The sequence below is a fragment of the Sphingomonas sp. genome (assembly GCA_019635535.1).
In the GTDB taxonomy this organism is placed as follows: domain Bacteria; phylum Pseudomonadota; class Alphaproteobacteria; order Sphingomonadales; family Sphingomonadaceae; genus Allosphingosinicella.
On the sequence record JAHBZH010000001.1, the window covers coordinates 404287 to 429630 of the forward strand.

General features: G+C 67.2%; 27 protein-coding genes. 15 read left to right on the forward strand and 12 right to left on the reverse strand.

Annotation, left to right across the window (positions count from 1 at the left end; all coding sequences use genetic code 11):
- Positions 1–52: 52 nt before the first annotated feature.
- From KF780_02105 to KF780_02115, 3 genes are all read right to left on the reverse strand, one after another.
- Entirely contained in the window at positions 53–1492 is a 1440-nt protein-coding gene (locus KF780_02105; protein ID MBX3560581.1) for an O-antigen ligase family protein, read from the reverse strand.
- A gap of 25 nt (positions 1493–1517) precedes the next feature.
- Positions 1518–2786, reverse strand: coding sequence for a nucleotide sugar dehydrogenase (locus KF780_02110; GenBank protein ID MBX3560582.1), 1269 nt, complete (start codon positions 2784–2786; stop codon positions 1518–1520).
- A 390-nt stretch (positions 2787–3176) separates the two neighbouring features.
- The gene (locus KF780_02115) at positions 3177–3794 is read right to left on the reverse strand and encodes a hypothetical protein (GenBank protein MBX3560583.1); all 618 of its coding nucleotides are present in this window, start codon (positions 3792–3794) and stop codon (positions 3177–3179) included.
- Between the two features lie 101 nt (positions 3795–3895).
- On the opposite strand from KF780_02115, the gene KF780_02120 reads away from it, so the two are divergent.
- The 3 genes from KF780_02120 (at position 3896) to KF780_02130 (ending at position 7383) form a co-directional block, all read left to right on the forward strand.
- Positions 3896–4999 (forward strand): hypothetical protein, encoded by a 1104-nt coding sequence (locus tag KF780_02120; protein ID MBX3560584.1) that lies wholly within the window; start codon positions 3896–3898, stop codon positions 4997–4999.
- 124 nt (positions 5000–5123) lie between these two features.
- Positions 5124–5966: a class I mannose-6-phosphate isomerase gene (locus KF780_02125; GenBank protein ID MBX3560585.1), complete on the forward strand. Its 843-nt coding sequence runs from the start codon at positions 5124–5126 to the stop codon at positions 5964–5966.
- Between the two features lie 43 nt (positions 5967–6009).
- Entirely contained in the window at positions 6010–7383 is a 1374-nt protein-coding gene (locus KF780_02130; protein MBX3560586.1) for a glutamate--cysteine ligase, read from the forward strand.
- Here the strand turns inward: KF780_02130 and wecB are convergent.
- The 6 genes from wecB to ftsE are packed head-to-tail and all read right to left on the reverse strand — an operon-like array spanning position 7380 to position 12450.
- Positions 7380–8477 (reverse strand): UDP-N-acetylglucosamine 2-epimerase (non-hydrolyzing), encoded by a 1098-nt coding sequence (gene wecB, locus KF780_02135; protein ID MBX3560587.1) that lies wholly within the window; start codon positions 8475–8477, stop codon positions 7380–7382. The genes KF780_02130 and wecB overlap by 4 nt on opposite strands.
- Positions 8478–8517: 40 nt before the next feature.
- The gene (locus KF780_02140; GenBank protein MBX3560588.1) at positions 8518–9582 is read right to left on the reverse strand and encodes a beta-N-acetylglucosaminidase domain-containing protein; all 1065 of its coding nucleotides are present in this window, start codon (positions 9580–9582) and stop codon (positions 8518–8520) included.
- Positions 9572–10270: a 1-acyl-sn-glycerol-3-phosphate acyltransferase gene (locus KF780_02145; protein MBX3560589.1), complete on the reverse strand. Its 699-nt coding sequence runs from the start codon at positions 10268–10270 to the stop codon at positions 9572–9574. Before KF780_02145 ends, KF780_02140 begins: the two co-directional genes overlap by 11 nt.
- Entirely contained in the window at positions 10270–10809 is a 540-nt protein-coding gene (locus KF780_02150) for a YdcF family protein (GenBank protein ID MBX3560590.1), read from the reverse strand. Before KF780_02150 ends, KF780_02145 begins: the two co-directional genes overlap by 1 nt.
- A complete protein-coding gene (locus tag KF780_02155) occupies positions 10806–11702 on the reverse strand; it encodes a cell division protein (protein MBX3560591.1) in 897 nt (298 codons plus the stop codon). The genes KF780_02150 and KF780_02155 overlap by 4 nt, the downstream gene beginning before the upstream one ends.
- Positions 11703–11712: 10 nt before the next feature.
- Positions 11713–12450 carry a cell division ATP-binding protein FtsE gene (gene ftsE, locus KF780_02160; protein MBX3560592.1) on the reverse strand — a complete coding sequence of 246 codons (738 nt, stop codon included), beginning with the start codon at positions 12448–12450 and terminating at the stop codon, positions 11713–11715.
- 128 nt (positions 12451–12578) lie between these two features.
- On the opposite strand from ftsE, the gene KF780_02165 reads away from it, so the two are divergent.
- Complete coding sequence (locus KF780_02165) at positions 12579–13265, forward strand: zinc-ribbon domain-containing protein (protein ID MBX3560593.1); 687 nt, start codon at positions 12579–12581, stop codon at positions 13263–13265.
- Here KF780_02165 and KF780_02170 read toward each other — a convergent pair.
- Positions 13262–15553, reverse strand: coding sequence for a S8 family serine peptidase (locus KF780_02170; protein ID MBX3560594.1), 2292 nt, complete (start codon positions 15551–15553; stop codon positions 13262–13264). The genes KF780_02165 and KF780_02170 overlap by 4 nt on opposite strands.
- Positions 15554–15657: 104 nt before the next feature.
- Between KF780_02170 and KF780_02175 the strand changes: the two genes are divergently transcribed.
- The 5 genes from KF780_02175 (at position 15658) to KF780_02195 (ending at position 19318) form a co-directional block, all read left to right on the forward strand.
- The gene (locus KF780_02175; GenBank protein ID MBX3560595.1) at positions 15658–16332 is read left to right on the forward strand and encodes a pyrimidine 5'-nucleotidase; all 675 of its coding nucleotides are present in this window, start codon (positions 15658–15660) and stop codon (positions 16330–16332) included.
- Entirely contained in the window at positions 16329–17153 is an 825-nt protein-coding gene (dapD, locus tag KF780_02180) for a 2,3,4,5-tetrahydropyridine-2,6-dicarboxylate N-succinyltransferase (protein ID MBX3560596.1), read from the forward strand. The genes KF780_02175 and dapD overlap by 4 nt, the downstream gene beginning before the upstream one ends.
- Positions 17154–17238: 85 nt before the next feature.
- A complete protein-coding gene (locus KF780_02185) occupies positions 17239–18186 on the forward strand; it encodes a DMT family transporter (GenBank protein ID MBX3560597.1) in 948 nt (315 codons plus the stop codon).
- 291 nt (positions 18187–18477) lie between these two features.
- Positions 18478–18870, forward strand: coding sequence for a helix-turn-helix transcriptional regulator (locus KF780_02190; GenBank protein ID MBX3560598.1), 393 nt, complete (start codon positions 18478–18480; stop codon positions 18868–18870).
- Positions 18818–19318, forward strand: a complete 501-nt coding sequence (locus KF780_02195) for an SRPBCC family protein (GenBank protein ID MBX3560599.1) — start codon at positions 18818–18820, stop codon at positions 19316–19318. The genes KF780_02190 and KF780_02195 overlap by 53 nt, the downstream gene beginning before the upstream one ends.
- 129 nt (positions 19319–19447) lie before the next feature.
- Here the strand turns inward: KF780_02195 and KF780_02200 are convergent, their stop codons facing one another.
- Positions 19448–20068, reverse strand: a complete 621-nt coding sequence (locus KF780_02200) for a TlpA family protein disulfide reductase (GenBank protein ID MBX3560600.1) — start codon at positions 20066–20068, stop codon at positions 19448–19450.
- Between KF780_02200 and argH the strand changes: the two genes are divergently transcribed.
- Genes argH through KF780_02220 form a run of 4 tightly spaced genes read left to right on the forward strand, consistent with a single transcriptional unit; the run spans position 20067 to position 23540 of the window.
- Positions 20067–21446: an argininosuccinate lyase gene (gene argH / locus KF780_02205; protein ID MBX3560601.1), complete on the forward strand. Its 1380-nt coding sequence runs from the start codon at positions 20067–20069 to the stop codon at positions 21444–21446. The genes KF780_02200 and argH overlap by 2 nt on opposite strands.
- Positions 21443–21733 (forward strand): hypothetical protein, encoded by a 291-nt coding sequence (locus tag KF780_02210; protein ID MBX3560602.1) that lies wholly within the window; start codon positions 21443–21445, stop codon positions 21731–21733. The genes argH and KF780_02210 overlap by 4 nt, the downstream gene beginning before the upstream one ends.
- The gene (locus KF780_02215) at positions 21730–22587 is read left to right on the forward strand and encodes a UTP--glucose-1-phosphate uridylyltransferase (protein MBX3560603.1); all 858 of its coding nucleotides are present in this window, start codon (positions 21730–21732) and stop codon (positions 22585–22587) included. The genes KF780_02210 and KF780_02215 overlap by 4 nt, the downstream gene beginning before the upstream one ends.
- Positions 22587–23540, forward strand: coding sequence for a zinc transporter ZntB (locus KF780_02220; protein MBX3560604.1), 954 nt, complete (start codon positions 22587–22589; stop codon positions 23538–23540). The genes KF780_02215 and KF780_02220 overlap by 1 nt, the downstream gene beginning before the upstream one ends.
- Positions 23541–23543: 3 nt before the next feature.
- Here the strand turns inward: KF780_02220 and KF780_02225 are convergent, their stop codons facing one another.
- Entirely contained in the window at positions 23544–24110 is a 567-nt protein-coding gene (locus KF780_02225; GenBank protein MBX3560605.1) for an HNH endonuclease, read from the reverse strand.
- A 176-nt stretch (positions 24111–24286) separates the two neighbouring features.
- Here KF780_02225 and gluQRS point away from each other — a divergent pair, with 176 nt between their 5' ends.
- Both gluQRS and KF780_02235 read left to right on the forward strand, forming a co-directional pair.
- On the forward strand, positions 24287–25126 hold the full coding sequence (gene gluQRS, locus KF780_02230) for a tRNA glutamyl-Q(34) synthetase GluQRS (protein MBX3560606.1): 840 nt from the start codon (positions 24287–24289) through the stop codon (positions 25124–25126).
- 10 nt (positions 25127–25136) lie between these two features.
- Complete coding sequence (locus KF780_02235) at positions 25137–25334, forward strand: HIG1 domain-containing protein (GenBank protein MBX3560607.1); 198 nt, start codon at positions 25137–25139, stop codon at positions 25332–25334.
- Positions 25335–25344: the final 10 nt, after the last annotated feature.

Genomic DNA, 25344 nt, shown 5'->3' on the forward strand with positions numbered 1-25344 from the left:
TAATCGGGGGGTGAACTAGTCGCATTAATCCCGGTTCAAGATGAGCGCAACGCTACGACGCCAGGGCTTCGCTTCGGTTCCGTGGGCGCGCCGTCCCGCCGAGCCATCCGCAGGCGACCGAGAAGAGGACCGTCAGCATCGGCGTTCGGAGAGGATAATCGACAAGGCTGGCGATCAGCAGCAGCAAGACCGTGGCCGAGCCCAGAACGGCATAGGATTCGCCCAGCCGGAACGCCGCAACGCTCCGCCACAGCCACCATCCGATCAGAACGAGTAGCAGGACGAGCGCGGGAACGCCGCCCGTTATCGCCAGTTCCAGCAGGTCGTTGTGCGCGTGATTGAGGTAGCCGGCGGAGAGCAACTCGAGCGGCTCGCCCGCCCGGAAAACGGGATCGAACGAGCCCAGTCCCGACCCGACCGGAAAATAGTCCCGAGCCAATGCGACAAGCCGGGGGAAAATCTGGACACGTTGTTCGACTTGGAAGTCATTGGCGGCCAGCCGTTGCAGGGTTTCGGCCCGGCCGAATGCGAGGAAGGTCAGCGCGCCGCCGATCGCGATGACGGCGACGAAAGCCAGGATGAGGGACCGACCGTGCGCAGCCGGGCGGCCACGGCGCACCGCCCGCTCCTGAATGTACTGAAATCCGGCCCAGAAGCTTGCGACGCCGCCCAGCACGAGCCCCGCGCGCGAGCCGGTGACCATCAGCATCAACAGAAACAGCACCGCCACCAGCACAATGCTCGCGCGCTTGATCTGGCGGGCCTGCGCGTCGCCCCGCATGCGCGATGCCCAGATCGCCAGCATGGGCAGGGTCACAGCCAGCAGCATCGCTTGATGATTTCTGTTGGCGAAGGCACCCACGGCAGCGCCTTCGTTGGTGATTCTGTAGAGATAGAAGGAACTGGCGCCCCCGCTCGCCAATTGCAGCACGGCCAGAAGCGCGCTGAAAAGCGACAGGACGATGATCGGCGTGATCAAATGCTCGCGCTGGGTTGGATCGAGCTTCGCGAACCCGATCAGAGCCGCGAACGGGACGATCATCGATGCCAGCGCGTTGCGGGTGAGATCCGGTGCAAGGCTGATCGGGCGCCAGGGCTGCGAAATGCCCATGAGCTCCGCACCGGGAACGAACGGTTCGCGCCCCGGCAGCGCTGCCCACCAGTCAGCCGGAAGCGGGATCAGATGAATGGCGGTCAGCAACGTGAACCAGACCAGCAGCCAGAACGGCATCCGGATCGCGCGGAAATCGAGCGGGCCGGGAAGGAAAAGAAACGCGATCAGGCAAAGGGCGGCGACGGGACGCACATAAAGCAGGGAGAGAACGTCGTCGCGCGATCCTCCGCCACCCGCGAAGCAGGCTGCCAGCAAGATCAGATAGAGATAGAATGGGAGATTGTTCGCCAGGCCATCGCCGCCGAGCCGAAAAGCCGGACGGCGCGACGTGCCCGACGACGCGGAGCGACCTCCAGCCGCCATCAGGCTCTCGCCCATGCGCGCGGCGTCTTGTCCGGGCTTCTCACAAGGTCCACCGGCCCACGGCTCCCAAATCCATCTCTCGCCACATCCCTTTCAGATCGGCCACCAGGCCGCCTTCATGCACGAGATCGCGTACCCGCCGGGGAGACAGGCTTCTATACGCGTCATGCGACACCGCCGCAAAAATCATGTCGTAACGGCCCTCCAGCGCATCCGCCTTGAGTTCGATCTCATATTCGTGAAGCGCTTCTTCGGGATCCGCCAACGCATCGTGAACCGTCACGTCATGACCGAGCTCGCGCAGACGCCGGATGACATCGACCACCCGGCTGTTGCGCAGATCGGGCACATTCTCCTTGAACGTCAGACCCAGCACCAACGCGGAGCCGGGCCGTTCGCTACGCGCCGCATGCAGGCTGTCCGCGACCCATTCGCCCATGCCGTCGTTCGTCGATCGGCCCGCCAAGATGACATTGGGCTCATGTCCCAGCTCCCGCGCCCGGTGGCTGAGATAATAAGGGTCCACGCCGATGCAGTGCCCCCCCACGAGTCCCGGCTGGAACGGCAGGAAGTTCCATTTGGTCGAGGCCGCATCGAGCACGTCCCAAATGGAAACGTCCATCTTCGCGAAAATCTGCGTGATCTCGTTCATGAACGCGATGTTGATGTCGCGCTGCGCGTTCTCGATGACCTTGGCCGCTTCCGCGACCTTGATCGAAGCCGCCGGAAAGACGCCCGCCGACGTCGCTTTCCCGTAAAGCGCCGCAAGGCGATCCAGCGTGGCGGGCGCATCTCCGGCCACCACCTTCACGATCGCCTCGAGCCGGTGAACCCGATCGCCCGGATTGATGCGCTCGGGCGAATAGCCCACAAAGAAGTCCGAACCATGCGCCAGGCCCGCCTGCCGCTCGATAAGCGGCACGCAAATATCCTCGGTCACTCCGGGATAGACGGTGCTCTCGTAAACCACGATGGGCCGGGCGGATGGCTCCAGCAGCGCCGCCACCGTCCGGGTCGCGCTCAATATCGGACGAAGATCGGGTTCGTTCCGCTCATCCACAGGCGTCGGTACGGTAACGACATAGATGCTCGCCCCCGCGCACTCTTCCGGCTCGCAGGTCAATCGCAGCCGCGCCGCCGACAGCGCGCCGGGCTCGACTTCGCCCGTGCGATCATGACCGCGAGAGAGTTCGGCGATGCGGCCCGCGTCGATATCGAGGCCGGTGGTGTCAAAGGACTTCGCGAGTGCGACAGCCAGAGGCAGGCCGACATAGCCGAGGCCGACCACGACAACTTTTTCTTGATTCATTATACTTGCTTATCTGGGGAAGGAGGCTGCTTCATTCGAGCTGTCCGGCGCTATTTACCTGTCTTCGCCCGGTCCGCCAACCCGAAAGCCAACGCGTCCCATCGGCAATGCCGCGCCGAGCAGCCCACAGACTGCCTCAGGGATCCTGATGCCGCCGCTTTCCCTCGACATGACGTCGGGCGCGACGATGCGACAGGATCGACGGGAGAAACAAGACTGCCGCCGCGTACAAGCCGAGCGCCAGCACAAGAACGATCAGCAGCTTAACCATTTTCGCCCCCTATCCTGTCCATGGTGCACCAAAGGCAGCGTCATCCCGGCCATGCTGAAAGTCCTAGCGTTTCGCGTGCGCGGAGCCAACCCGGAGGTTTGCGACCCGCAAACCGGTGATCAATTGAAGAAATGGGGCGTCATCGGGCAGGTTCCCGCCGGGGAGACGGCGCGCGCGTAACGCTCGCCCAGATGCACATAATAACAAATGCGCCGGTTGCCGACATACGCCTCGCGGCTGAAGATCGCCATCGCGGGTATCGGTCTCACCAGTGGCGAATCCTCCCCCGGGTCCCGGAAGGGACAGCGCTCCTCCAAAGCCACGCGCCGTTCCTGAACCTCCGGTGCGCGAAGGGCGTTCTGGGGCCGGCCTTCCCGATCGCTTCGGGACTGGTCTTCCCGACCGCTACGGGATTGGCCATGGCTCTCCTCCGGGCTCGGCGCCTGGCCGCGAACCATGTCGGGCCGCGAGGAGTTGGGAAGGCCATAGACACAGACCCGCCGCCCCGCATCGACCCGCTGCCGCAGCAGGCGCGAGAGTGTCGGCGGGTTGGGGCCGCGATCGCGGGGCACCTCAATGGCCTGGGGATTGACCTGCAGGCCTCCGGCCAGGAGCAAAGGCAATAGCTGAAGCATCGTGTCTTTGGACCATAAGCCCGCATCGGATGGCGAGTCAAAGTTCCAGTCCTCCCGAAATCCGCCCGCAACGGCGACAGGATCGCCGATCCGCACCGGCAAACATTGACCCGTTCGTCCCGTGAGGGCAGGGCCATGTCGATCATGAGAAAAATGTCTGTTGCGGCCCGCATGGCTGATCGGGGAATAGTGTCGGAAGAGCAATGATGACGGGCAGGAAGAAATATGCACTCGGCCTGCTCGCCGCCTTTTTCATGGGAGGCGTATCCAGCATCATTGCATTGAAGCTGCAATTGCCTCCCTACCACACATTCGCGAACCTGTATTATCAATGGGTACGCCCGACTTTGGTCAAAGACGATCCGGACGAGGCCGTCGTGCCTCATATCCGCATCGCCACGGAAGCGGATGTCGTCCGCACGCGCGAACAGCTCATCGCCTTCTTCTGGCCGGACGGGATCCCGGCCGGCGTCCCCCAGGTCGAAACCGACCTATCCTCACCGAGCAGCCATGCCGCCGAACGCGTGGACAGGTTCACAGTTCGGATGGATCATGGGATAACGTCGATCGCGTATCGGTTCATACCCAAAAACCGGAACGGGCATCTCATACTCTATCATCGCGGCCATGAAGGCAGCAGCCCTCATCACGACCGGAATATCTCCCAGCTGATCGGGCAGGGTTTCGAGGTCGTGGCTTTCTGGATGCCGTTGACCGGAGAGAATTCCCAACCCTGGATCGAACATCCCTCGATCGGCCGGCTCCGCCTGCTGACCCACGATCATTTACGCTTTGCGCATGAAGGCGGACATCCAACGAGATTCTTCATGGAACCTGTGGTCTTCGTCCTGAATCACTTGACCGCGACCGAACGATATCGATCGATTTCGATGATCGGACTCTCTGGAGGCGGCTGGACGACCGCTGTTGCATCGGCGATCGATACCCGCATCCAGTTCAGTTTTCCGGTCGCCGGATCCATGCCGCTTTCGATGCGGAGCGGCGGGGACCTGGGCGATTATGAGCAGGTCTCCTCGCAGCTCTATTCCATCGCCAATTATTTCGAGCTTTACGTGATGGGCGCTTCCGGCGAGGGCCGCCGTCAGCTGCAAATCCTGAACGAATTCGATCCGTGCTGCTTCTCCGGCCGCGCCGCGCTGAACTACGCCGAGACCATCGACAATATCGCGACCGGCAAGTTCGACGTGATGATCGATAGCAGCCACGGCCGTCACGAGATATCGAGAGGGGCATTGACCAGGATTGTATCCGAGATTCTCGGCAATGCGCCGCCGTCTCGGACATGACGTTGGCGCCCCGGCCATTGCGGCGGCGCGTTCCTCGCGGCCGTTGACGAAATGCCTTATATGATCCCGGCCGTTCACCCGTTCGGCGAGTGTCATGCAATGCCGTTTGCGCTGGAGACCGGCTTTGGCCGCTAAAAGGCTTTCAACGCGGGCCGTAAGCCGACCGTGGGGACGCACCGCGTTCCCGGTTGAATTCGAACATGTGCAAACCGATGCCCCTGTCGGCGAATTCTGGTTCATCGATACCGACCGCGACGATGCCCAGCTGCTCGTCAAATATCTCTTCACGTCCGAACGTCTCTCCATCCAGGTCCATCCGGACGATGCGGCCGCGCGCGCACGTGGCCTTGCGCACGGCAAGGACGAGGCGTGGTACATCCTCGACGCTGAGCCCGGCGCAGTGATCGGCCTCGGCCTCACCGAAACCATCCCGCCCGAGGCGCTTCGGACCGCCGCGCGCGATGGCAGCATCGAGGGGCTGATCGACTGGCGCCCGGCCAAGGCCGGCGATCTGTTCTGGTCTCCCGCCGGCACGATCCACGCCATCGGCGGCGGGCTTTCGCTGATCGAGGTCCAGCAAAATCTCGATCTCACCTATCGGCTCTACGATTATGGCCGGCCACGCGAGCTGCATCTCGACGATGCGGTCGCCGTCGCCGATCCGGCGCCAGCGTCCCCGCCGGCAAAGCCGCGCGACCTGGGCGCGGAGCGGTCCGTTCTGGTCGAAGGCAGCTCCTTCATTCTCGAGAAGTGGGCCTTAGCCAGCCGGGCCAGACTGCAGTCGGACGACGGCGAACTATTGCTGATGCCGATTGCCGGCAACGGCCGGATAGATGGCGGGCAATTGTCCCCGGGCTCGGTGTGGCGGGTGGACGGCGAGGCCGAGCTCGACGCGGGCAACGGCCTCGAACTGCTCGCCGCCTATCCCGGAGCGACGGTCGTCGAAGAGATTTGCGTCTTCATCTAGGACGGGTCTGGCACGGCCCTTCCCGACCCGCTAGAGGCGCGCCATGACCACGCGCACCGAAACGGGCGACACGGCCCCAGCGATCGAGAGCCGCGACGATCTCGTCGCCGTCTTCGCCAGGGGCGAAAAGCCGAAAGCCGCCTGGCGGATCGGCACCGAGCACGAGAAGTTCGTCTACCGCTGCGCCGATCATCGCGCGCCTTCCTATGACGAGCCCGGCGGCATCCGCGATCTGCTGGGCGAGATGGCGGCCTATGGCTGGTCGCCCGTTTACGAGGGCGATACCGTCATCGCCCTGTCGGGCCCCGACGGCACGATCAGCCTGGAACCCGCCGGCCAGCTTGAGCTTTCCGGGGCCCTGCGCGCCAGCATCCACGAGACCTGCAGCGAGGCCGGGCGACATCTGGAGCAGGTCGTCGCGGTCGGCGACAAATTGGGGCTCGGATTCCTCGGCCTCGGCATGTGGCCGGACAAGACCCGCGCCGAGCTGCCGCGCATGCCCAAGGGCCGCTACAAGATCATGCTCGATTACATGCCGAAAGTGGGCAGCTTCGGCCTCGACATGATGCTGCGCACCTGCACCATCCAGACCAATCTCGATTACGCCTCGGAAGCCGACATGGCGCTGAAATTCCGGGTCGGCCTCGCGCTCCAGCCGCTCGCCACCGCCCTCTTCGCCAATTCGCCGTTCACCGAAAGCAGGCCCAACGGCTTCCTGTCCTTCCGCAGCCATATCTGGTCCGATACCGATCCGGACCGCACCGGCATGCTGCCCTTCGTGTTCGAGGACGGCTTCGGTTACGATCGCTATCTCGATTACGCGCTCGACGTGCCGATGTATTTCGTCTTCCGCGACGGCCGTTATATCGATGTCTCGGGCCAGTCGTTCCGCGATTTCCTCGACGGGCGGCTGCCGGCACTGCCGGGCGAGAAGCCGATCCTGTCCGATTTCACCGACCATCTCTCGACGATCTTCCCGGAAGTGCGCCTGAAGTCCTTCCTCGAAATGCGGGGCGCCGATGGCGGGCCGTGGAACCGGATCTGCGCGCTGCCGGCCCTGTGGGTCGGCCTGCTCTACGACCAGGGCGCGCTCGATGCGGCCTGGGACGAAGTGAAGCACTGGTCGCTCGCCGAACGCCAGGAACTGCGCGATGCCGTGCCGAAGCTCGGCCTGGCCGCGCCCGTGCCCGGCGGCGGCACGCTGCGCGAGCTGGGCGGCCGCATCCTCGCCATCGCCGAAAGCGGGCTGAACGCGCGCGGCCAGCTCAACTCGTCGGGCGACAACGAATCCGGTTTCCTCGATCCGCTGCGTCAGATCGTCGCCTCGGGGCAGACGCCCGCAGAGCGGCTGCTCGAACGCTATGAAAGCGAATGGGCGGGCGACGTCTCGCGCATCTATGCGGAAGAAAGCTTCTAGCGCTTCGCCGACCGCCGACGCAGGTCCTCAACGCAGCGCGCGGCAGTCCGCCCGTCCCAATGCTCAGGACGCACCGGCGCCCATTGCGATGCGCGTGCCTCACGAAGGGCTTCCAGCAACGTATCGGCATTGACCAGTCGATTGGTCCCTTGCGTGACCGTGATCGGCCGCTCGGTATTCTCGCGCAGGGTCAGACAGGGAATGCCGAGATAGGTGGTTTCTTCCTGGATGCCGCCGCTGTCGGTGATCGCCGCGGCGGCGTTGGAGACCAGGCTCATGAAACGGACATAGGACATCGGCTCCGCGAGGCGGATGCCGGCCTGCTCCAGCCGCGTGCGCAGGCCGAATTCGGCAAGCCGCGCGGCAGTGCGCGGATGGACCGGAAAGACGATCGGCAGTTCCGCCTGGACGGCGATCAGCGCATCGACCAGCGGCGCCAGCGTTGCCAAGCGATCGACATTGCTCGGCCGATGAAGCGTTACGACCGCATAAGACTGTCCCTTCAGCCCGAACGCGGCCGGCGCATGCTCCGCCTCGATCCGTGAACGCACCAGCTCGAAGCTGTCGAGCATGATATTCCCGACCCGGCTGATCCGCGCCTCGGGAATGCCCTCGGCGCGCAGATTCTCGTCGCCGTCGGGCGACGGTGTCCACAGCACATCGGACAGCACATCCGTCACGAGCCGGTTCAGCTCCTCCGGCATCGTCCGGTCGCGGCTGCGCAGCCCCGCCTCGAGATGGACGACCGGAATGCCGAGTTTCGCTCCTGCCATCGCGGCGGCCGCGGTCGAATTCACGTCGCCGACCACGACCAGCCAGTCGGGACGGTCGACCCGCGCGATCGCCTCATAGGCGATCATCACCTTGCCGGTCTGCTCGGCATGGGTGCCCCCGCCGATGCCGAGATGATGGTCGGGCGCGGGCAGGCCCAGCTCTGCGAAAAAGCTGTCGGACATCGCCGCGTCGTAATGCTGGCCGGTGTGGATGAGCACGGGATCGAAATCCCGGGCCGCGACCAGCGCATGCCAGAGCGGCGCGATCTTCATGAAGTTCGGCCGGGCGGCGGCGATCAGGTGGACGCGGGCGAGCGGCATCCGCTTTCCTTATCGGGCGCACGGCGCGGCGCAAAGCCGGTCACTGCGTCAGGACCAGTTCGTCGCTGACGGTCCAGTGGCCGTCAAGCCAGGCGAGGATTTCGCGCGCTGCGGGATGATCGAAGGCGGCATAGCGATCGCGCAGGCCGGCCAGCCGGTCGCCGAGCCGGTCCAGCCCCCGATCCTGCAGGGTCAGCAGGTCGCGCCCGATCCGCTCGGCCAGCGCCTCGCCCAGCACGTCGCGCGCCGCCCGCACGAAGGCGGCGCCATATTCGTAGGCGTCTCCCTTGGCATAGCTTTCCGCCAGGGTCAGCGCCGGGATGCGGCTCAGCATGGGCTGGGAAGCCGGATTGATGCCGTGCCCCGCGATCAGGCCGCCGATCGCCGCCGGCCGGCCGGTAAAGGCGCGCAGATGCAGGTGCTGCGACATGCGGGCACCGTCGTTCACCGGATAATTGTCCCACAGGAAGGGCTTGCGGCGGAGCTGCTCCGCGACCCGGGCGAGATGCCCCGGCGCGATCTCGCGCGCGCAGACCTCCTCGCCCGTCCACATCACGTCGATCGCAGGATCGAGGAGGCGGCCGAGCGTTGCCAGATAATGCGGCGGCCGTGCGCCAAAGGCGACATCGAGGATCGGATCGTCCGAATAATAAGACGGGCACATCAGGATGCGCCGCGCCGCGCCGCGTTCGGCGGCGAAATGGACGATCGCCGCCTGCCGCGCGGCGAGCCCGGGGACGTCGCCGCGCATGTCGTCGAACAGGATGGCGAGATCGTCGGGCTGGAGCTGGGCCAGCTCCACCAGCTTCTCGCCGAACCGGCCCTGCCAGCCGCGTTCGGCCTGCAGGTGCAGTTCGAAAGGCGTCAGGCCGATGCCGAAACGGACATTTTCCAGTCGACAGAAATCGCGGAAGGCGAGGAGTTCGGCGAACTCGCCGCCTGGCCAGGGCTCCTGCCAGCGGCGGCGCAGCCAGACATCGGCCTTGGGCGCATAAAGATAGAAGCCGTAGCCGTGGCCACGCAGGAAGGCGACAGTCTCGCGACGCGCCGCCCAGCTCCAGGGCCGCCCGAAAAAACCTTCGATCAGCCCCAGCTCAGGCGTCATCGCCCGCCTCCAGATCGTTGATCGCCTCGTGCACGGCCACCTCGATCTCGCGTCGGGGCAGGCCGGGGGCGACTGCGGGCAGGAAGCGGAAAGTGACGAGGCCCGGCTTTTTCACGAAGGCATGACGCGGCCACAGCCGCCCGCTGTCCAGCGCGACCGGCGCGACGGCAAGACCGAGCGCGCGATAGAGCCCGGCGAAGCCCGGCTGGAGCGGCGGACGCGTGCCAGGGGCGACGCGCGTGCCTTCGGGAAAAATGAGGATCGGTCGCCCGTCCGCCACCGCCGCCTCGGCCGCGCGCAGCATCCGCCTGAGCGCCGCCGCGCCACCCTGGCGATCGACCGGAATCACCCCATAGCGGCGCACCACCCAGCCCCAGAGCGGAATGTCGGCAAGCTCACGCTTCAGCACGACCGCCGGCTCGTTCAGCAGCAGAATCATCTCCATCGTTTCGAACATCGACTGATGCTTGACCGCGACCAGGACTGCCCCCGGCGGCGGTGCGCCTTCGACGCGTGCGCGGATGCCGAGGATGTGCGCTGCGCACCAGCGATGGAAACGGCACCAGCTATGCGCCCATGACCGGATCGCTCCGGTGCCGAGCAGGCTGATCGGAAAGGATAGGAGGACGGCGATCACCGTACCGCCATAGAAGACCAGCGCGAACAGGGCCGAACGGACGAGAGACATCAAATGCCGATCAGGTCCGCCGCGCGACCGAGCAGATATTTGTTGTACTCCAGGAAGATCGCGCGGAAATCCGGCTCTGTCGGCACGGCATCGACGACGATCCCGATATCGCCGTCGATCCGCTTGCGAAGCTCGTATCGCGCGCGCGGCATGTGCAGGTCGTTGGTGACCAACCGGAGCGAGCGAAAGCGCCGCCGCTCCATCCAGCGCGCCACCTCGTCGGCATTGGATCGGGTGTCGAACGATTCCCGTCCCAGCACGACGCGCTGATCGAACAGATCGGCATAATCGGGATATTGCGCCTTGAGTTCCGACAGCCGCACCGTGCGATTGACACCGGACACCAGCATCCGCTCCGCCCGCCCTTGCCGCAACATCTCCAGCCCCCGTTCCATCCGTCCCGGGCCGCCGGTCAGCACGACGATCGCATCGGTTCGCGCGTCGCCGGCGGGACGCGGCAGCAGCACCGCGAAGGCGGCATAGCCGAGCGCATAAGCGAGCAGCATGAACGAGACGAGGCGGATGAGCGCACGGATCATAGCAACCGCCCCAGTGCGCGCAGAATGGTCACGCGCGCAACCAGCATCGCGAGCAACACACCCAGCAACGGCAGGACCAGCAGCACGCCCCAGCCCAGGGGAGAGATCGACGCCGCGCCGAGCAGCTCCGAGCCCAAAGCGGAAACCCGGTCGCCGAGCCCGATCAGCACGACGCCGGCGAGGATGAAACCGACCAGCCCGCCGAACAGGGCGTCGAGCGCGATCCGGCGCTGAAAGAGTCGCGCGACCTGTATGTCGGTGGCGCCCATCAGATGCAGGATCTCGATCGTCTCGCGATGCGTGTCCAGCGCGGCACGAGCGGCGAGCACGACCGTCGCCGCCGTCGCGCCGACCATCAGCAACACAAGCCCCGCGGCCAGCCATTTGAGCGCGCCGATTAGATCGGCGAGCGGCGCCAGCCATTGCGCATGGTCGTCGACGCGCGCGGAAGGCGCTGCGGCGACGAGCGCCGTGCGCAGCCGACCCGCCTCTCCACCCCTCGCCTCGCCGAAATCGACATCGATCAGCGCCGGAACGGGCAAATCCGCCTGGAGTCCGCCAACTCCGATCCAGGGCTCGAGCAACGCCTGGATTTCTTCGTCCGGCACGATGCGGACCGCAGCGACGCCGGGCACATCGCGCGCCGCCGCCGCCGCCGCGCGGACCTGCGCTACACGCGCGTCTGGATTGGCCTCGACGATCTGGACGGTGAGCCGCCCGCCGATCTGGTCCGACAGCCGCGCCGCCGCGCCCGCCAGCCCCAGCCCCGCCGCCGCCGCGAGCACGGTGAGGAACATCATGATCGCGATCACCCAGGGCATCGGCCCGGCCAGCCGCCCTTCGGGAAGCAAACCGCGCTCCGCTGCGCCGAACTTGCGCGCGCGCGCCTTCATACCCGGCGCCTCATTGATCCACCCGCTTCGGCGGATGCTTGAGCGCGCCGGTGGGATCGGAGATCTGGCCGCGATCCAGCCGCAGCATCTCGGCCCGTTGGACGCGGGCAAGCAGATGGAGATCGTGGGTCGCGACGATCACCGTCGTGCCGAGCTTGTTCAGCGAATCGAACAGATGGAGCAGCCGCAGCGCCATCTCCGGATCGACATTGCCGGTCGGTTCGTCGGCGACGAGCAGCTCCGGTCGGCCGATGACGGCGCGGGCGATGGCGACGCGCTGCTGCTCGCCGCCCGACAGCGTCGCCGGTCGCGCACTCGCCCGGTCGGCGAGACCGACCCAGGCGAGCATTTCGCTCACCGGCGTCTGCAGGTCGCTGTCATCGACTCCCGCGACCCGCAAGGGAAGGGCGACATTGTCGAAGGCGGACAGGTGCGGGACCAGCCGGAATTCCTGGAAGACGACGCCGATCCGGCGGCGGAAACCCGGCAGCCGTCCGCGGGGCATGGTGACGATGTCCTCGCCGAACAGGCGGATGAGGCCCCGGCTCGGCCGCAGCGCGAGATAGAGCAGCTTCAGCAGCGAGGTCTTGCCCGCACCCGACGGTCCGGTGAGGAAGTAGAAACCGCCCTCGCGCAGCGAGAAGCTGAGATCGGACAGCGTCTCGGCGCCCGTGCCGTAGCGCAGGCCCACATTCTCGAAATGAACGATCGATCCGCTCGCGTTCAAGGAAATCGCCTCCCGCGCCATGACGGCGACGCCAGCAATGGCACGGCCATGGGGCCGGCTTCAAGCGGCACGCCATCGCTTCATAAGCTTGCACAAGCGGCGCGCCTGATGTTTAGAGTCATGCGAACGCCAGGGGGTATGCTGCGTCGATGATCCTGTCCTGTCCGTCCTGCCAGACCCGCTACGTGGTGCCGGACAGTGCGATCGGGCCGGCCGGACGCAAGGTGCGCTGCGCGAGCTGTCGGCACAGCTGGTTTCAGGAGCCGGCGCCACTCGATCTCGCCGCCGCCCCCGCCGCGACGATCGGCGCGCCGCCGCGAGCTCAACAAGAGCCTGCGCCATGGCCCGAAGCGGCGGCCGCCGCGCCAGAACCGATCATGCGCGACGCCGACGTCGAGGACAGTTTCACTCGCCCGCGCCGCAATCCGGCACGGAAGTGGACGGTTGCGGCGATGATCGTGGCGATCCTGATGACCGGCGCCGTGTTTGCCATCCAGTATTTCGGGCTGCCGGAGATCGGCCAGCGAATCGGGCTTCCGGTTCAGGCCGGCGACGCCTTGGGGCTCGAAGGGGAAGTCGATCGGCGGCAGCTCGCCAGCGGCAACGAGCTGCTCGAGGTGCGCGGCACGATCACCAACCGTACCGACGAGGTGCAGCGCGTCCCGCAAATCCGCGCCGAATTGAAGGACGCGCAGGACCGCGTCGTCTACAGCTGGTCGATCGCTCCGCCGGTACGCGAGCTGCAGGCACGCGGCGCCGTCACCTTCAACAGTGCCAATGTCGATGTACCGCGCGGCGGGCGGCGGCTCAGCCTGACCTTCGGCCCGGTTTCCTAGAAGCCGAAGCTCAGGCGGATCGCCGCGCCGAGATCGGTGCGCGCGGCCTCGACATGGCCCGGCTCCAGGCGCGCGAAGACATTGGCGCCGAGCGTGCCGCCGCCCCGGAAGACCGACAGGGCATAGGCCGCTTCGAAATCGATTTCCCGGCCGGACGGCGCGAGGCCGAAGACGCGCATCTCGTAGCCGGGCGTCAGCGTCGCATAATCGTAGGAGACGGGCACGTTCATCCGGTAGCCGCCGGCGCGCACGCGCAGCGGCTGCATCGCGCGCAGCGCCAGCCGGTCGCCCGCCACGAACGCGCCGGACCGCGCCAGATCGGCCGACCAGGCGTCCGTCGCGAGGCCGCCGCCGTCGACCAGCGCACCCGTGCCGGGCATCGTCGTCCAGCCGCGCCGGTAGCCCGCCGCGACCGTCCAGTCCCGACCCAGATGGTAGCGCGCGCCGACATCGAGGAACCAGCTCGACGCCCCGCCCGGCGCGAACGCGAAGCGACCGCCGAGCACCGTGCGTTCCTCGGCCAGTCGCGTCAGTCCGAAGCTGAAGTCGGCGCGCCCCAGGCGCCGGTCGGCGACGATCGAGAACAGGCCGTATCCCGGCTCGCGCTGGCCGCGCGTCAGATCCGGCAGCCAGACCCCTCCGCGTTCGCCGGTCGCGGTCAACGCGACGGGGCCGAAATCGTGGCGTGCGCCCACGGCCAGGCCGCTATCGGCGAAGAAGCCGGCACGGTTCATCGGGTCGCGTGCGACCAGGAACGGCAGCGCGACCTGATCCGCCAGGCGTTGCTGCAACGTGCGACCGCTTTCCGAAATGCCGAGCGCGAAGGCGGTTCGCTGCGACAGGCGACTGAGCGCATAGCCGGCGACAGCGCGCGCGGCGCGCGCATCCTCGCCGGTCAGGCTGGTTTGCGACATCCCCACGCGAGGCTGTCCGGCAAGATTGCGACGTACCGTGATCGACACCATCGTGGCACCCGCAACGGCATGGCCGGTGGCGAGATCGCCCTGCAGCAGCCCTTGCTCCAGCGGGCGCTGCGCCGGGGCGCGCTCGATCGTGCGCGCCAGATCGACCGCATAAGCGCGGGCATAGTCGTCGAGCACGATCACTCCGGCCATTTGCGGCCCCGCATCGCCCATCGGATCGGATGCCGCACCCGCGCCCAGGGCATCGATCGGCACGCCGCTGCCCGCCAGGCTCATCGTGCCCTGCGGCTGGAAGGCGCGCGTAATATTGAGGATGCCACGGCCCCAGATCGGATCGACGCCCGCCGCGCCGACGTCATCTGCGGTGGTCAGCAGGAGCTGGACGATCTGTGCGCCGGTCAGATTCGGGAAGGCGCTGGCGAGCAGCGCCACCGCGCCGCTGATCACCGGCGCCGAAAATGATGTCCCCGACCACAGGGTCGCGGTGCCGTTCTCGTCGATCGCGCGCACCCTGACGCCGAGTGCGACCAGATAGTGAGACGCGCCCGATCCGGCACGGTTCGAGAAGCTGGCGAGATTCCGGAATTCGTCCATTGCGCCGGCGATGATAACCTGGCCGCTGCCCGCCTGTGCCGCCGCGACGGCGAAGGCGGACGGATCGAGGGTGCTTTCATTGCCGGCCGAAATGACCACCACCATGCCGGCGGCGACGGCGCGGCCGATCGCGGCATTGACGGCCGAGCTGGGCTGATCGCCGCCAAGCGAGATATTGGCCACTTTCGCGCCGTTCACCCGGGCGATGTCGAGCGCCAGGGCGATATCACTGCCGCGGTGCAGGCAGCCGTCGTCGGGATCGCAATCGTTGGGATTGGCGGTGTTGAGCGACAGGATGCTTGATTCGAAGGCGACGCCCAGCGAGCCCGTGCCGTTGCGCGCCGCGCCGATCACCGCTGAAACGGCTGTGCCGTGGCCTTCCTGATCGACGATCCCGCGATTGGCGGCGACGTCTTGGCTCGCTGGATGGATGCGGCCGGCAAATTCGGCGAGGGACGCGTTGATGCCGGTGTCGATCACCGCGGCGACGACATTCTGCCCGCGCCCGCCCGCATTCCAGGCACTGATCGCCCCCGACGTCACCGCGGCGTTCGAGCGTCGATATTCCGCGTCGTCGAAATTGACCGGGGGAGGGGGTGGCGGCGGCGGAGGGGGCGGCGGTGGAGGGGGTGGCGGCGGCGGCGCGGGTGGGGGTGCGGAAATCGGCTGCGGCCCGGCGCCGCCGGTGCTGCCCCCGCCGCAGCCGGACACGGCGATCGCCGCCGCGCAGACGGTCAGGATGAGCGCCGCTCTGGAAGCCTTCAACGCCATACCCAGAAGCTCCGGAGGTCGTGGTTCGACCTATTTCAGAGGACGGTCATGGGCGCAAATGCTTTCGTTTTGCTGAAAGCGCGATCTGGGTTACGGGCGGCCTCATGATTGCGGGCCTTTCCCATGTCGAAAATTGGATCTTCGATCTCGACAACAGTCTTTATCCGGCCTCCTGCGACCTCTTCGCGCTGGTCGACCGGCGGATCGGCGAATATGTCGCCCAGCTATTCGACGTCGATGCCGTGGAGGCGCGGCGCATTCAGAAAGGCTATTTCGCGAGCCACGGCACGACGCTTGCCGGACTGATGGCCACGCACGGTATCGATCCGCACGACTTCCTCGATTTCGTCCACGACATCGACATGGCACGCCTCGTCGCGGACCCCGGGCTGGTCGCGGCGCTCGACCGGTTGCCGGGGCGCAAGTTCGTCTTCACCAATGCCGACGAAGCCTATGCCCGGCGCGTGCTGGACAGGATCGGCCTCGCCAACGCCTTCGACGGTTTCCACGACATCCACACGATGGGCTATGTGCCCAAGCCCGATCCCAGCGCCTATGCGGCGATCTGCGACCGGCACGACATCGATCCGGCGCGCGCTTTGTTCGCCGACGACATGGCGCGCAACCTCGCCCCCGCCAAGGCGATCGGCATGACGACGCTCTGGGTCGACAACGGATCGGAGCAGGCGGGCGGCGCCGCGCACGGGGATTTTATCGATCACAGCACGGACGACATCGCGTCCTGGCTGCACCGGGCTTTGCGAGAGGAAGTGGCATGACGGAGGAGCTGCGGCGGACCATCGAGGCCGCCTGGGACCGGCGCGAGTCGATCGGCGCGGGCGACGCGGAGCTGAAGGCCGCGGTCGCCGAGGCGATCCGCCGGCTCGACGCGGGCGAGGCACGCGTGGCCGAGAAGGGCGCGGACGGCGGCTGGACCGTCAACCAGTGGCTGAAGAAGGCCGTCCTGCTCTCCTTCCGGCTCAATCCGATGGAAGCGATCCCCGGCGGGCCGGGCGGCGCGGTCTGGTGGGACAAGGTGCCGTCCAAGTTCCTCGGCTGGACCGAGGCCGAGTTCGAGGCGGCGGGCTTCCGCGCCGTGCCGGGCGCGATCGTCCGGCGCGGGGCGCATGTCGCGAAGGGCGCGGTGCTGATGCCGAGCTTCGTCAATATCGGCGCCTTCGTCGGCGAAGGCACGATGATCGACACCTGGGCGACGGTGGGGAGCTGCGCCCAGATCGGGCGCAACGTCCATATCTCCGGCGGCGCGGGGATCGGCGGGGTGCTGGAGCCGCTGCAGGCCGGGCCGGTGATCATCGAGGACGATTGCTTCATCGGCGCACGCTCCGAAGTGGCCGAGGGCGTGGTGATCGAGCAGGGCGCGGTGCTGTCGATGGGCGTCTTCATCGGCGCCTCGACCAAGATCGTCGACAGGGCGACCGGCCAGGTCTTCATGGGCCGCGTGCCGAGCTATTCGGTGGTCGTTCCGGGCAGCCTGCCCGGCAAGGAAGGCGCCCCGTCCCTCGCCTGCGCCGTGATCGTGAAGCGGGTGGACGCCCAGACCCGCTCCAAGACCGGGATCAACGAACTGCTGCGGGACTGAACACCCGCACGATCATAAGCGGCCCTTATTACTTTGGCCGCAGGATTCGTGACGCGTCCGCGCGCCGGAGTCCTATGAACGGCGAATGGCCCTGACCAACCAGATGCGGATGAGCGGCGCCGACTGGGGGGTGCTGCTGCTCCTCTCCGCGATCTGGGGCGCCTCCTTCCTGTTCATCGAGATCGCGGTGGAGACGACGGCGCCCTTCTCCCTGGTGGCGATCCGTCTCGCCCTCGCGGCGCTCGCCTTGTGGGGCGTGCTCCTTATCCGGCGCGAGCGGCTGGACCTGCCGCCCGGCGCACCCTTCGCCTTCCTGATCCTGGCGCTGCTCACCAATGTCGTGCCGTTCATCCTCTTCGCCTATGCCCAGCGCGAGATCACCGGCAGCCTGGGCGCGATCCTCAACGCCACGACGCCGATCTGGGGCGTGATCGTCGCGCACATTGCGCTGGCCGACGAGAAAGCGACGCCCGCCAAGATCGCGGGCGTCATCCTCGGCTTCGGCGGGGTCGCGGCGATGATCGGCCCCGATTTCCTGAGCGAGGTGGGGACCAGCGTTCCCGCCCAGCTCGCCTGCCTCGCCGCCACGCTCTGCTACGCGCTCTCCGGCGTCTATGCGCGGCGCTTCAAGCCGATGGGCGTCCGGCCGATAAGCGTCGCGACCGGTCAGCTCAGCGCCGGCGCGCTGGTGATGATTCCGCTCGTCCTGCTGTTCGAGCCGCCCTGGGCGACGCCCGGCCCCTCGACCGGCGCCTGGGCGGCGCTGATCTGCCTCGCCCTGCTCTGCACGAGCTTCGCCTATATCCTCTATTTCCGCCTGGTCGCCTCGGCCGGCGCGACCAATTCGCTGCTCGTCACCTTCCTCATCCCGGTGAGCGCGATCCTGCTCGGCGCGATCTTCCTCGGCGAGCGGCTGGAGCCGCGCCATGTGCTGGGCCTCGCGCTGATCGCGGCCGGGCTGGCGGCGATCGACGGGCGGCTGCTCAGGCGGCTGAGGCCGCCGGCGCCGACGGAGGCCTGTCCCGAGAGCTAGGCGCGTCGCGGGGCTGGGCCGGGGCAACAAGCAGGCGGCGAAATTCAGCATCTTCGCCTATATGCGCTACGGTGACCCCGCGAATTTTTCGGACGGGACGGACGCTTCAAAGAGCCGGTGAAGCGAAGGCGGAACCCCGATTCGGGGCGAGCGTGACAGAGCATTTCCTACATTGGAAGCGGGTGGCGGAGGGTCGGCTTTCGACCCGTTGCGGACATTGGGTTTCGCTTTCGCCAAAGGCTGGAGCGAGGCAGTTGCGTTTGCAAAACGAACAAGGTAACACTGAACCATATGGTTCAGTGTGTAACGCCTTCCCTCGATCTTTCGTTTGCGGCGCTGTCAGACGCGACGCGGCGCGGCGTGCTTGAGCAGCTCGGCCGAGCGGACGCGTCGATCACCAGCCTGGCCGACAAGTTTCACATGACCCTGACCGGCATGAAGAAGCATATCGCCGTCCTTGAGCGGGCGGGCCTCGTCGTGACCGAGAAGGTCGGACGAGTGCGGGCGTGCAGGCTTGGGCAACGCGGCCTCGTGGCGGAGGCCGAATGGATCGAAGCGCATCGCAAGCTCTTCGAGGCGCGGTTCGATGCCTTGGACAAGATCATTCTCGAGATGAAACAGGAGGAAGAAGATGGACCGGCAAACGAGTCATCACCCGGTTGCGCAGAACCGCACGGCGGTTGAGCGGAAGTCCGACCGGGAGCTGGTTGTCACGCGCCTGTTCGATGCCCCGCCGCACCTTGTGTTCAAGGCGTGGGCCGAAGCCGAGCTGTTCCGCCTTTGGTGGGTTCCGAAGGGCGCCGGCATTACGCTCCTCTCCTGCGAGATGGACGTCCGCACCGGAGGCAAGTACCGGCTGGAGTTCGCCGCCGGCGGGACCGACACCATGACCTTCTACGGCAAGTATCTGGCGGTGGTGCCGGGCGAGCGCATCGTCTGGACGAATGAGGAAGAGGATGACGGCGCGGTCACCACCGTCACCTTCGAGGACCAGGACGGAAAGACGCTCCTGACGTTCCACGAGCTTTATCCTTCCAGGGAAGCGCTCGACGAAGCGATGGCCGGGTCGGCGGCCGGGCTGCCCGTGCAGCTGGATCAGCTGGACGAACTGCTCCCGACGATCGGCGAGTAGCCGCAAGCGGAATAGAAAAAGGGCGGCCCGAATGTCCGGTCCGCCCTTTCGCTCGCTGGTGCTGCTCTTCGATGTTGATCGTTCTGAAACCGGCGTCCGTTTTCCAACCATTGCGGACAGCGCCCGCCGCTATCCCGCGTCCGCCTCGCGGATCAGGTTCGTGGTGCGCTCGTCGCCCCATTCGGCGAGGCCGGTCATGCGCCAGACCTCCCGCCCTTCGGCATCGTAGAGGATGGTGGTGGGCAGGGTGTCGACGCGCAGGCTCATCATGAAATCGAGGCGGGGATCGAGATAGGGCTCGAGCTCGGCGAAATTGCGCTGGGCGAAGAAATCGGTGACCTTCGCCCGCCCGTTCATGTCCTGGCTGAGCGCCAGGACAAGGAGATCGTCGCCCTCGCGCGCGGCGAGCGCGTCGAGCGCCGGCATTTCGACGATGCACGGGCCGCACCAGGTCGCCCACAGATTGACCAGCACGGTGCGCCCCCGGAAGGCGGCCATCGTCACCGGACGGCCCTGCGGATCCTCGAACGGGACGTCGGGCGCAAGCGTGCCGGCATGGGAGCGATCGAGCCGGCCGGTGGGGTAACGCTGCCCGGCGGGCGGCGCGGCGGTTCCGAGGGCGGCCGCCCCGGCGGCGTTGCCTTGCGGGGACGCGGCGTTTTGCCTATCGCATCCCGCCAGTACGAGGCCCGTCGCGAGGGCAGGGAGAAGAGCAATCGTCAGCCGCAAGGACCAGGACTCCAATGCGATGTGGGGCGGGCGCTTCGACGAAGGCCCATCGGCGATCATGCGCGAGATAAATGCCTCGATCGGCTTCGACAAGCGCTTGTGGCGCCACGACATCGCCGCGAGCAAGGTCCATGTCGCGATGCTCGCCGCGCAGGGCATTGTCGAACGGGCCGACGCCGACGCGATCGAGGAGGGACTGGACCGGATCGCCGACGAATATGAGGCGGACGGCGTCCCCGAGGACGCGGCGCTGGAAGACATCCACATGCATGTCGAGCACCGGCTGGCCGAGCTGATCGGCCCGGCGGCGGGGCGGCTGCATACGGCGCGGTCGCGCAACGACCAGGTGGCGACCGATTTCCGGCTGTGGGTGCGCGATGCGATGGACGGCGCGCTGGCCGGGATCGCGGCGCTCCAGCGAGCGCTGGTGACGCGCGCCGGCGCGCATGCCGACACGGTGATGCCGGGCTTCACTCATCTCCAGTCCGCCCAGCCGGTGACATTGGGCCATCATCTGATGGCCTATGTCGAGATGCTGCGGCGCGACGCCTCGCGCTTTTCCGACGCGCGGGCGCGGATGAACGAATGCCCGCTGGGCTCGGCGGCCTTGGCCGGCACCTCCTTCCCGCTCGACCGGAAGGCGACGGCGGCCGCGCTCGGCTTCGACCGGCCGACCGCAAATTCGCTCGACGCCGTCTCCGACCGCGACTTCGCGATCGACTATCTGACCAGCGCGGCGCAATGCGCGCTGCACCTCTCCCGGCTGGCCGAGGAGTTCGTCCTGTGGGCGAGCCAGCCCTTCGGCTTCGTCGCCTTGTCCGACAGCTTCTCGACCGGCTCGTCGATCATGCCGCAGAAGCGCAATCCCGACGCGGCCGAGCTGGTGCGCGGCCATGCCGGGCGCATCCTGGGCGCGATGACGGCGCTGATGGTGACGATGAAGGGCCTGCCGCTCGCTTATTCGAAGGACATGCAGGACGACAAGGAGCCGGTCTTCGAGGCGCACGACCTGCTCACCTTGTCGCTCGCGGCGATGGCGGGGATGGTCGAGACCGTGACCTTCCGCGCCGAGCGGATGCGGGCGCTGGCCGAGAGCGGCCATGCGACCGCCACCGACCTGGCCGACTGGCTGGTGCGCGAGGCGAATGTGCCCTTCCGCGAGGCGCACCATATCACCGGGCGGGCGGTCCGGCTGGCCGACGAGGCGGGCACGGCCTTGTGGGAACTGCCTTTAGAGAGGCTGCAGGAGATGGACCCGCGGATCGACGCGCGCGTTTTCGACGTGCTGTCGCTCGACGCCTCGGTTAGAAGCCGGACGAGCTATGGCGGCACCGCGCCGGAGCAAGTGCGCGAACGGATCGCGGCGGCGCGCAAGGCGCTGGAAATGGACGGGGAATGAAGCCTTTCGCACCTGTGCTGCTGATCGCGCCGCTGATCGCCGGCTGCGGACTGCGCGAGCCGCTCCAGCCCGTCGAGGGCCAGAGCGCGCCGCCCGCGCCCGCCGCGATGAACCGGCCGCTCACCACGCAGGAGATGATGACGCCGCCGCCCATCGCCCGACCGCAGCGGGTGGACGAACTGCTCCGCCGGTCCGAGGAGCGAACCGACGACCGTTTCGACATGCCGCCGCCCGATCTTCCTGTCGACGAGGCGCCGCCGCCGCCAGAGGACGAAGAGCCCCGATGAGGCCTGTCCGCAAGGCTGTCTTCCCGGTCGCCGGGCTCGGCACCCGCATCCTGCCCGCCACCAAGGCGATCCCGAAGGAGATGCTGACCATCGTCGACAAGCCGCTCATCCAATATGCGGTGGAGGAAGCGCGCGAGGCCGGCATCGAGCAGATGATCTTCGTCACCGGGCGGGGCAAGGACGCACTGGAAGACCATTTCGACATCGGTTTCGAGCTGGAACGGACGATGACGGAACGCGGCAAGAGCCTCGATCCCCTGGACGGCACCCGCTTTCCGCCCGGCGCGATCGTTTCGGTCCGTCAGCAGGCGCCCTTGGGGCTTGGCCATGCCGTCTGGTGCGCGCGCGAGATCGTCGGCGACGAGCCCTTCGCGGTGCTGCTGCCCGACGACCTGATGGTGGGGGCGCCGGGCTGCCTCAGCCAGATGGTTCAGGCCTATAACGATGTCGGCGGCAATATCGTCTGCACCCAGGATGTGCCGCGCGAGCGCACGGCGAGCTACGGCATCGTCACGCCCGGTGCGCAGAAGGGCGCGCTGACCGAGGTGGAGGGGCTGGTCGAGAAGCCGCGCCCGGAAGCGGCGCCGTCGACGCTCGGCGTGGTCGGCCGCTATATCCTGCAGCCGGAGATCATGCCGATCCTGGAAACGATCGGGAAAGGCGCCGGCGGCGAGATCCAGCTCACCGACGGCATGGCCGCCCTGATCGGCCGCCAGCCCTTCCACGCCGTCACCTTCGCCGGCGACCGGCACGATTGCGGCGACGCCAGAGGCTTCGTTCTCGCCAATCTGGCGCTGGGGATGGCGCGGGACGACATCGCGCCGGCCTTGCGCGCCTGGCTGGACCAGCGCTGATGGATTTCGCGCTCGTCGTCGGCGACGGTCCGGCGCGGGCGCTGACGCTCGACGAGGCCGCCGCCTACAAGGGCGCCGGCTTCCTGTGGATCCATCTGGAAGGCCGCGACGCGGAGGACCTCGTCCGGCTGAAGGCGCGCGACGACATTCCCGATATCGCCGCCGGCGCGCTGATCGCCACCGAGACGCGGCCGCGCTGCGACGAGATCGGCAATGGCGCGCTCATCAACCTGCGCGGGCCGGGCGACTGCGATCCGGCGGATTCGGACCGGCTCGTCTCGATCCGGCTGTGGGTGACGGACCGGGAAGTGACATCGCTGAGCCGCCGCCCGCTGGGGGCCACGAACATGGTCCGCGCCAAGATGGAGGCGGGCCATGTGGTCGATTCCGGCGATCTGGTCGCCGCCTTCGCCTGGGCGATCTCGACCGAGCTGGACCCGGAAGTCGCGGCGCTGGGCGACGCCCTCGACGAGGTGGAAAGCGACCTGGAGGGCGAGCAACTCTATCGGCTGCGCCGGACGATCACCAGGGTGCGTTCCGACGCGATCGGCTTCCGCCGCTTCGTCGCGCCCGACCGGGACGCGCTGCGCACCCTCGCGGCGCTGGAGTTCGACTGGCTGGCCAAGGACGACCGGCTGCACATCGTCGAGGCGGCCGACCGCTTCGCGCGGATGGCCGAGGAGCTGGAGGCGGTGCGCGAGCGCGCGGCTTTGCTGCACGAGCAGATCACCGATTTGCGCGCCGAGCAGATCGACCAGCGCGCGCTGCTGATCTCGATCGTCGCCTTCATCTTCCTGCCGCTGACCTTCATCACCGGGCTGCTCGGCATGAATGTCGAGGGCATCCCCTATGCCCGCGCGCCCTGGGCCTTCTGGGGCGTGGCCGGCTTCTGCATCGCGATCGGCCTGGGCGTGCTGGTCTGGTTCTACCGGTCCCACTGGCTGCGGCGGTAAGTTTCAAGCCTCCAGCTCGACGTTCCAGTAGAGATAGTCGCGCCAGCTTTCGTGAAGATAGCCGGGCGGGAAGGAGCGGCCATGCTCCTGGAGCTGCCAGGTGGTCGGGCGGAAGGGATGGCGGCGGATGTGCATATGGGCCTGCTTCGGCGTGCGGCCGCCCTTCCTGAGGTTGCACGGCGCGCAGGCGGCGGCCACATTCTCCCAGGTCGTGCGCCCGCCCTGCGCGCGCGGCACGACATGATCGAAGGTCAGCTCCTGGATGCCGCCGCAATATTGGCACTGGAAGCGATCGCGCAGGAACAGGTTGAACCGCGTGAAGGCGGGATATTCGCTGGGCCGGACATATTGACGCAGCGCGATCACGCTCGGCAGGCTGAGCTCCAGATTGGGGCTGTGCACCTTGCGCTGATAGGAGGCGACGATGTCGACCCGCTCCAGGAACACCGCCTTGACCGCCGTCTGCCACGACCACAGGCTGAGCGGATAATAGGAAAGCGGCGTATAATCGGCGTTCAGCACCAGCGCCGGGCAGCTGTTCGGATGACGGAGGAGATCGGGGTGGTACACAAAAAACTCCGTTCCAGGGAGAATCCCCGAAACGCCGCCCCCGATACCGTCGCACCCAGAATGCGGGAGAAAGGCGGCCCGGCCGTCTTCTCCGTGTCGACGCGTCCATGGCTGGTGGACGTGACGCCATGATGACACCATAGGTTGACTCTCGCGGTCAAGCGGGGATTTTTAACATGCAGCCCGTCACCCGTTTCGCCCCCTCGCCCACCGGCCGGCTCCATCTCGGCCACGCTTTCTCCGCGCTCGCCGCGCACGATTTCGCCCGGGAACTGGACGGGAGCTTCCTGCTGCGGATCGAGGATATCGATCCGGGCCGCACCCGCGCCGCCTTCGTCGACGGGATTTTCGAGGACCTGCTGTGGCTCGGCCTCGAATGGGACGGGGAGATCGTCTACCAGTCCGAGCGGCTGGACGCCTATGCCGGGGCGCTGGAGCGGCTGAAGGCGGCGGGGCTGCTCTATCCCTGCTTCTGCACCCGCGCGGACATCGCGGCGAGCGTGAGCGCGCCGCATGGCCCGGAGGGAGCGGTCTATCCGAGGACGTGCCGGGGGCTCGTCGATCCCGATCTGTCGCGGCCGCATGCCTGGCGGCTGGACATGGGCAAGGCCGTGACGCGCGCGGTATCGCTGGAGTGGACCGACCACGGCCGGCCGATCGCCGCGACGCCGGAGATGTTCGGCGACGTGGTGCTGGCGCGCAAGGACGCGCCGGCCAGCTATCATCTGGCGGTGACGATCGACGACGCGGCGCAAGGCGTGACCGACGTAACGCGCGGGCGCGACCTGTTCGCATCCGCCCATGTCCATCGTCTGCTCCAGGCTTTGCTCGAGCTGCCGACCCCGGCCTATCGCCATCACGAGCTGCTGGCCGGCGCGGACGGCGAACGGCTCGCCAAGCGGCACGGCGCGCCGACCCTGGCCGAGCTGCGCGAGCGCGGCGCCGATCCCGCGGCACTTGTCGCCGGACTCAGAACCGGGAAATTGCCGGCTGGATATTCGCTCGGCGAAGCGTAAGGGTGCGCGCATGACCGTTCTTCTCGTGATCCTCCTCGTCCTCGCCGCCGGCGCGACGGCCTATATGCTGTTCCGGGGCCTGCAGGGGCTGCTGCTGGGCAATGTGACGCCCCAGCAATCGCAGAACCTGATGCGCAAGCGCGTGCTGTTCCAGGCGGTGGCGATCATCATCGCCATGCTGATCCTGCTGCTCGCCAGCGGGCGCTGAGGCGGCCCGG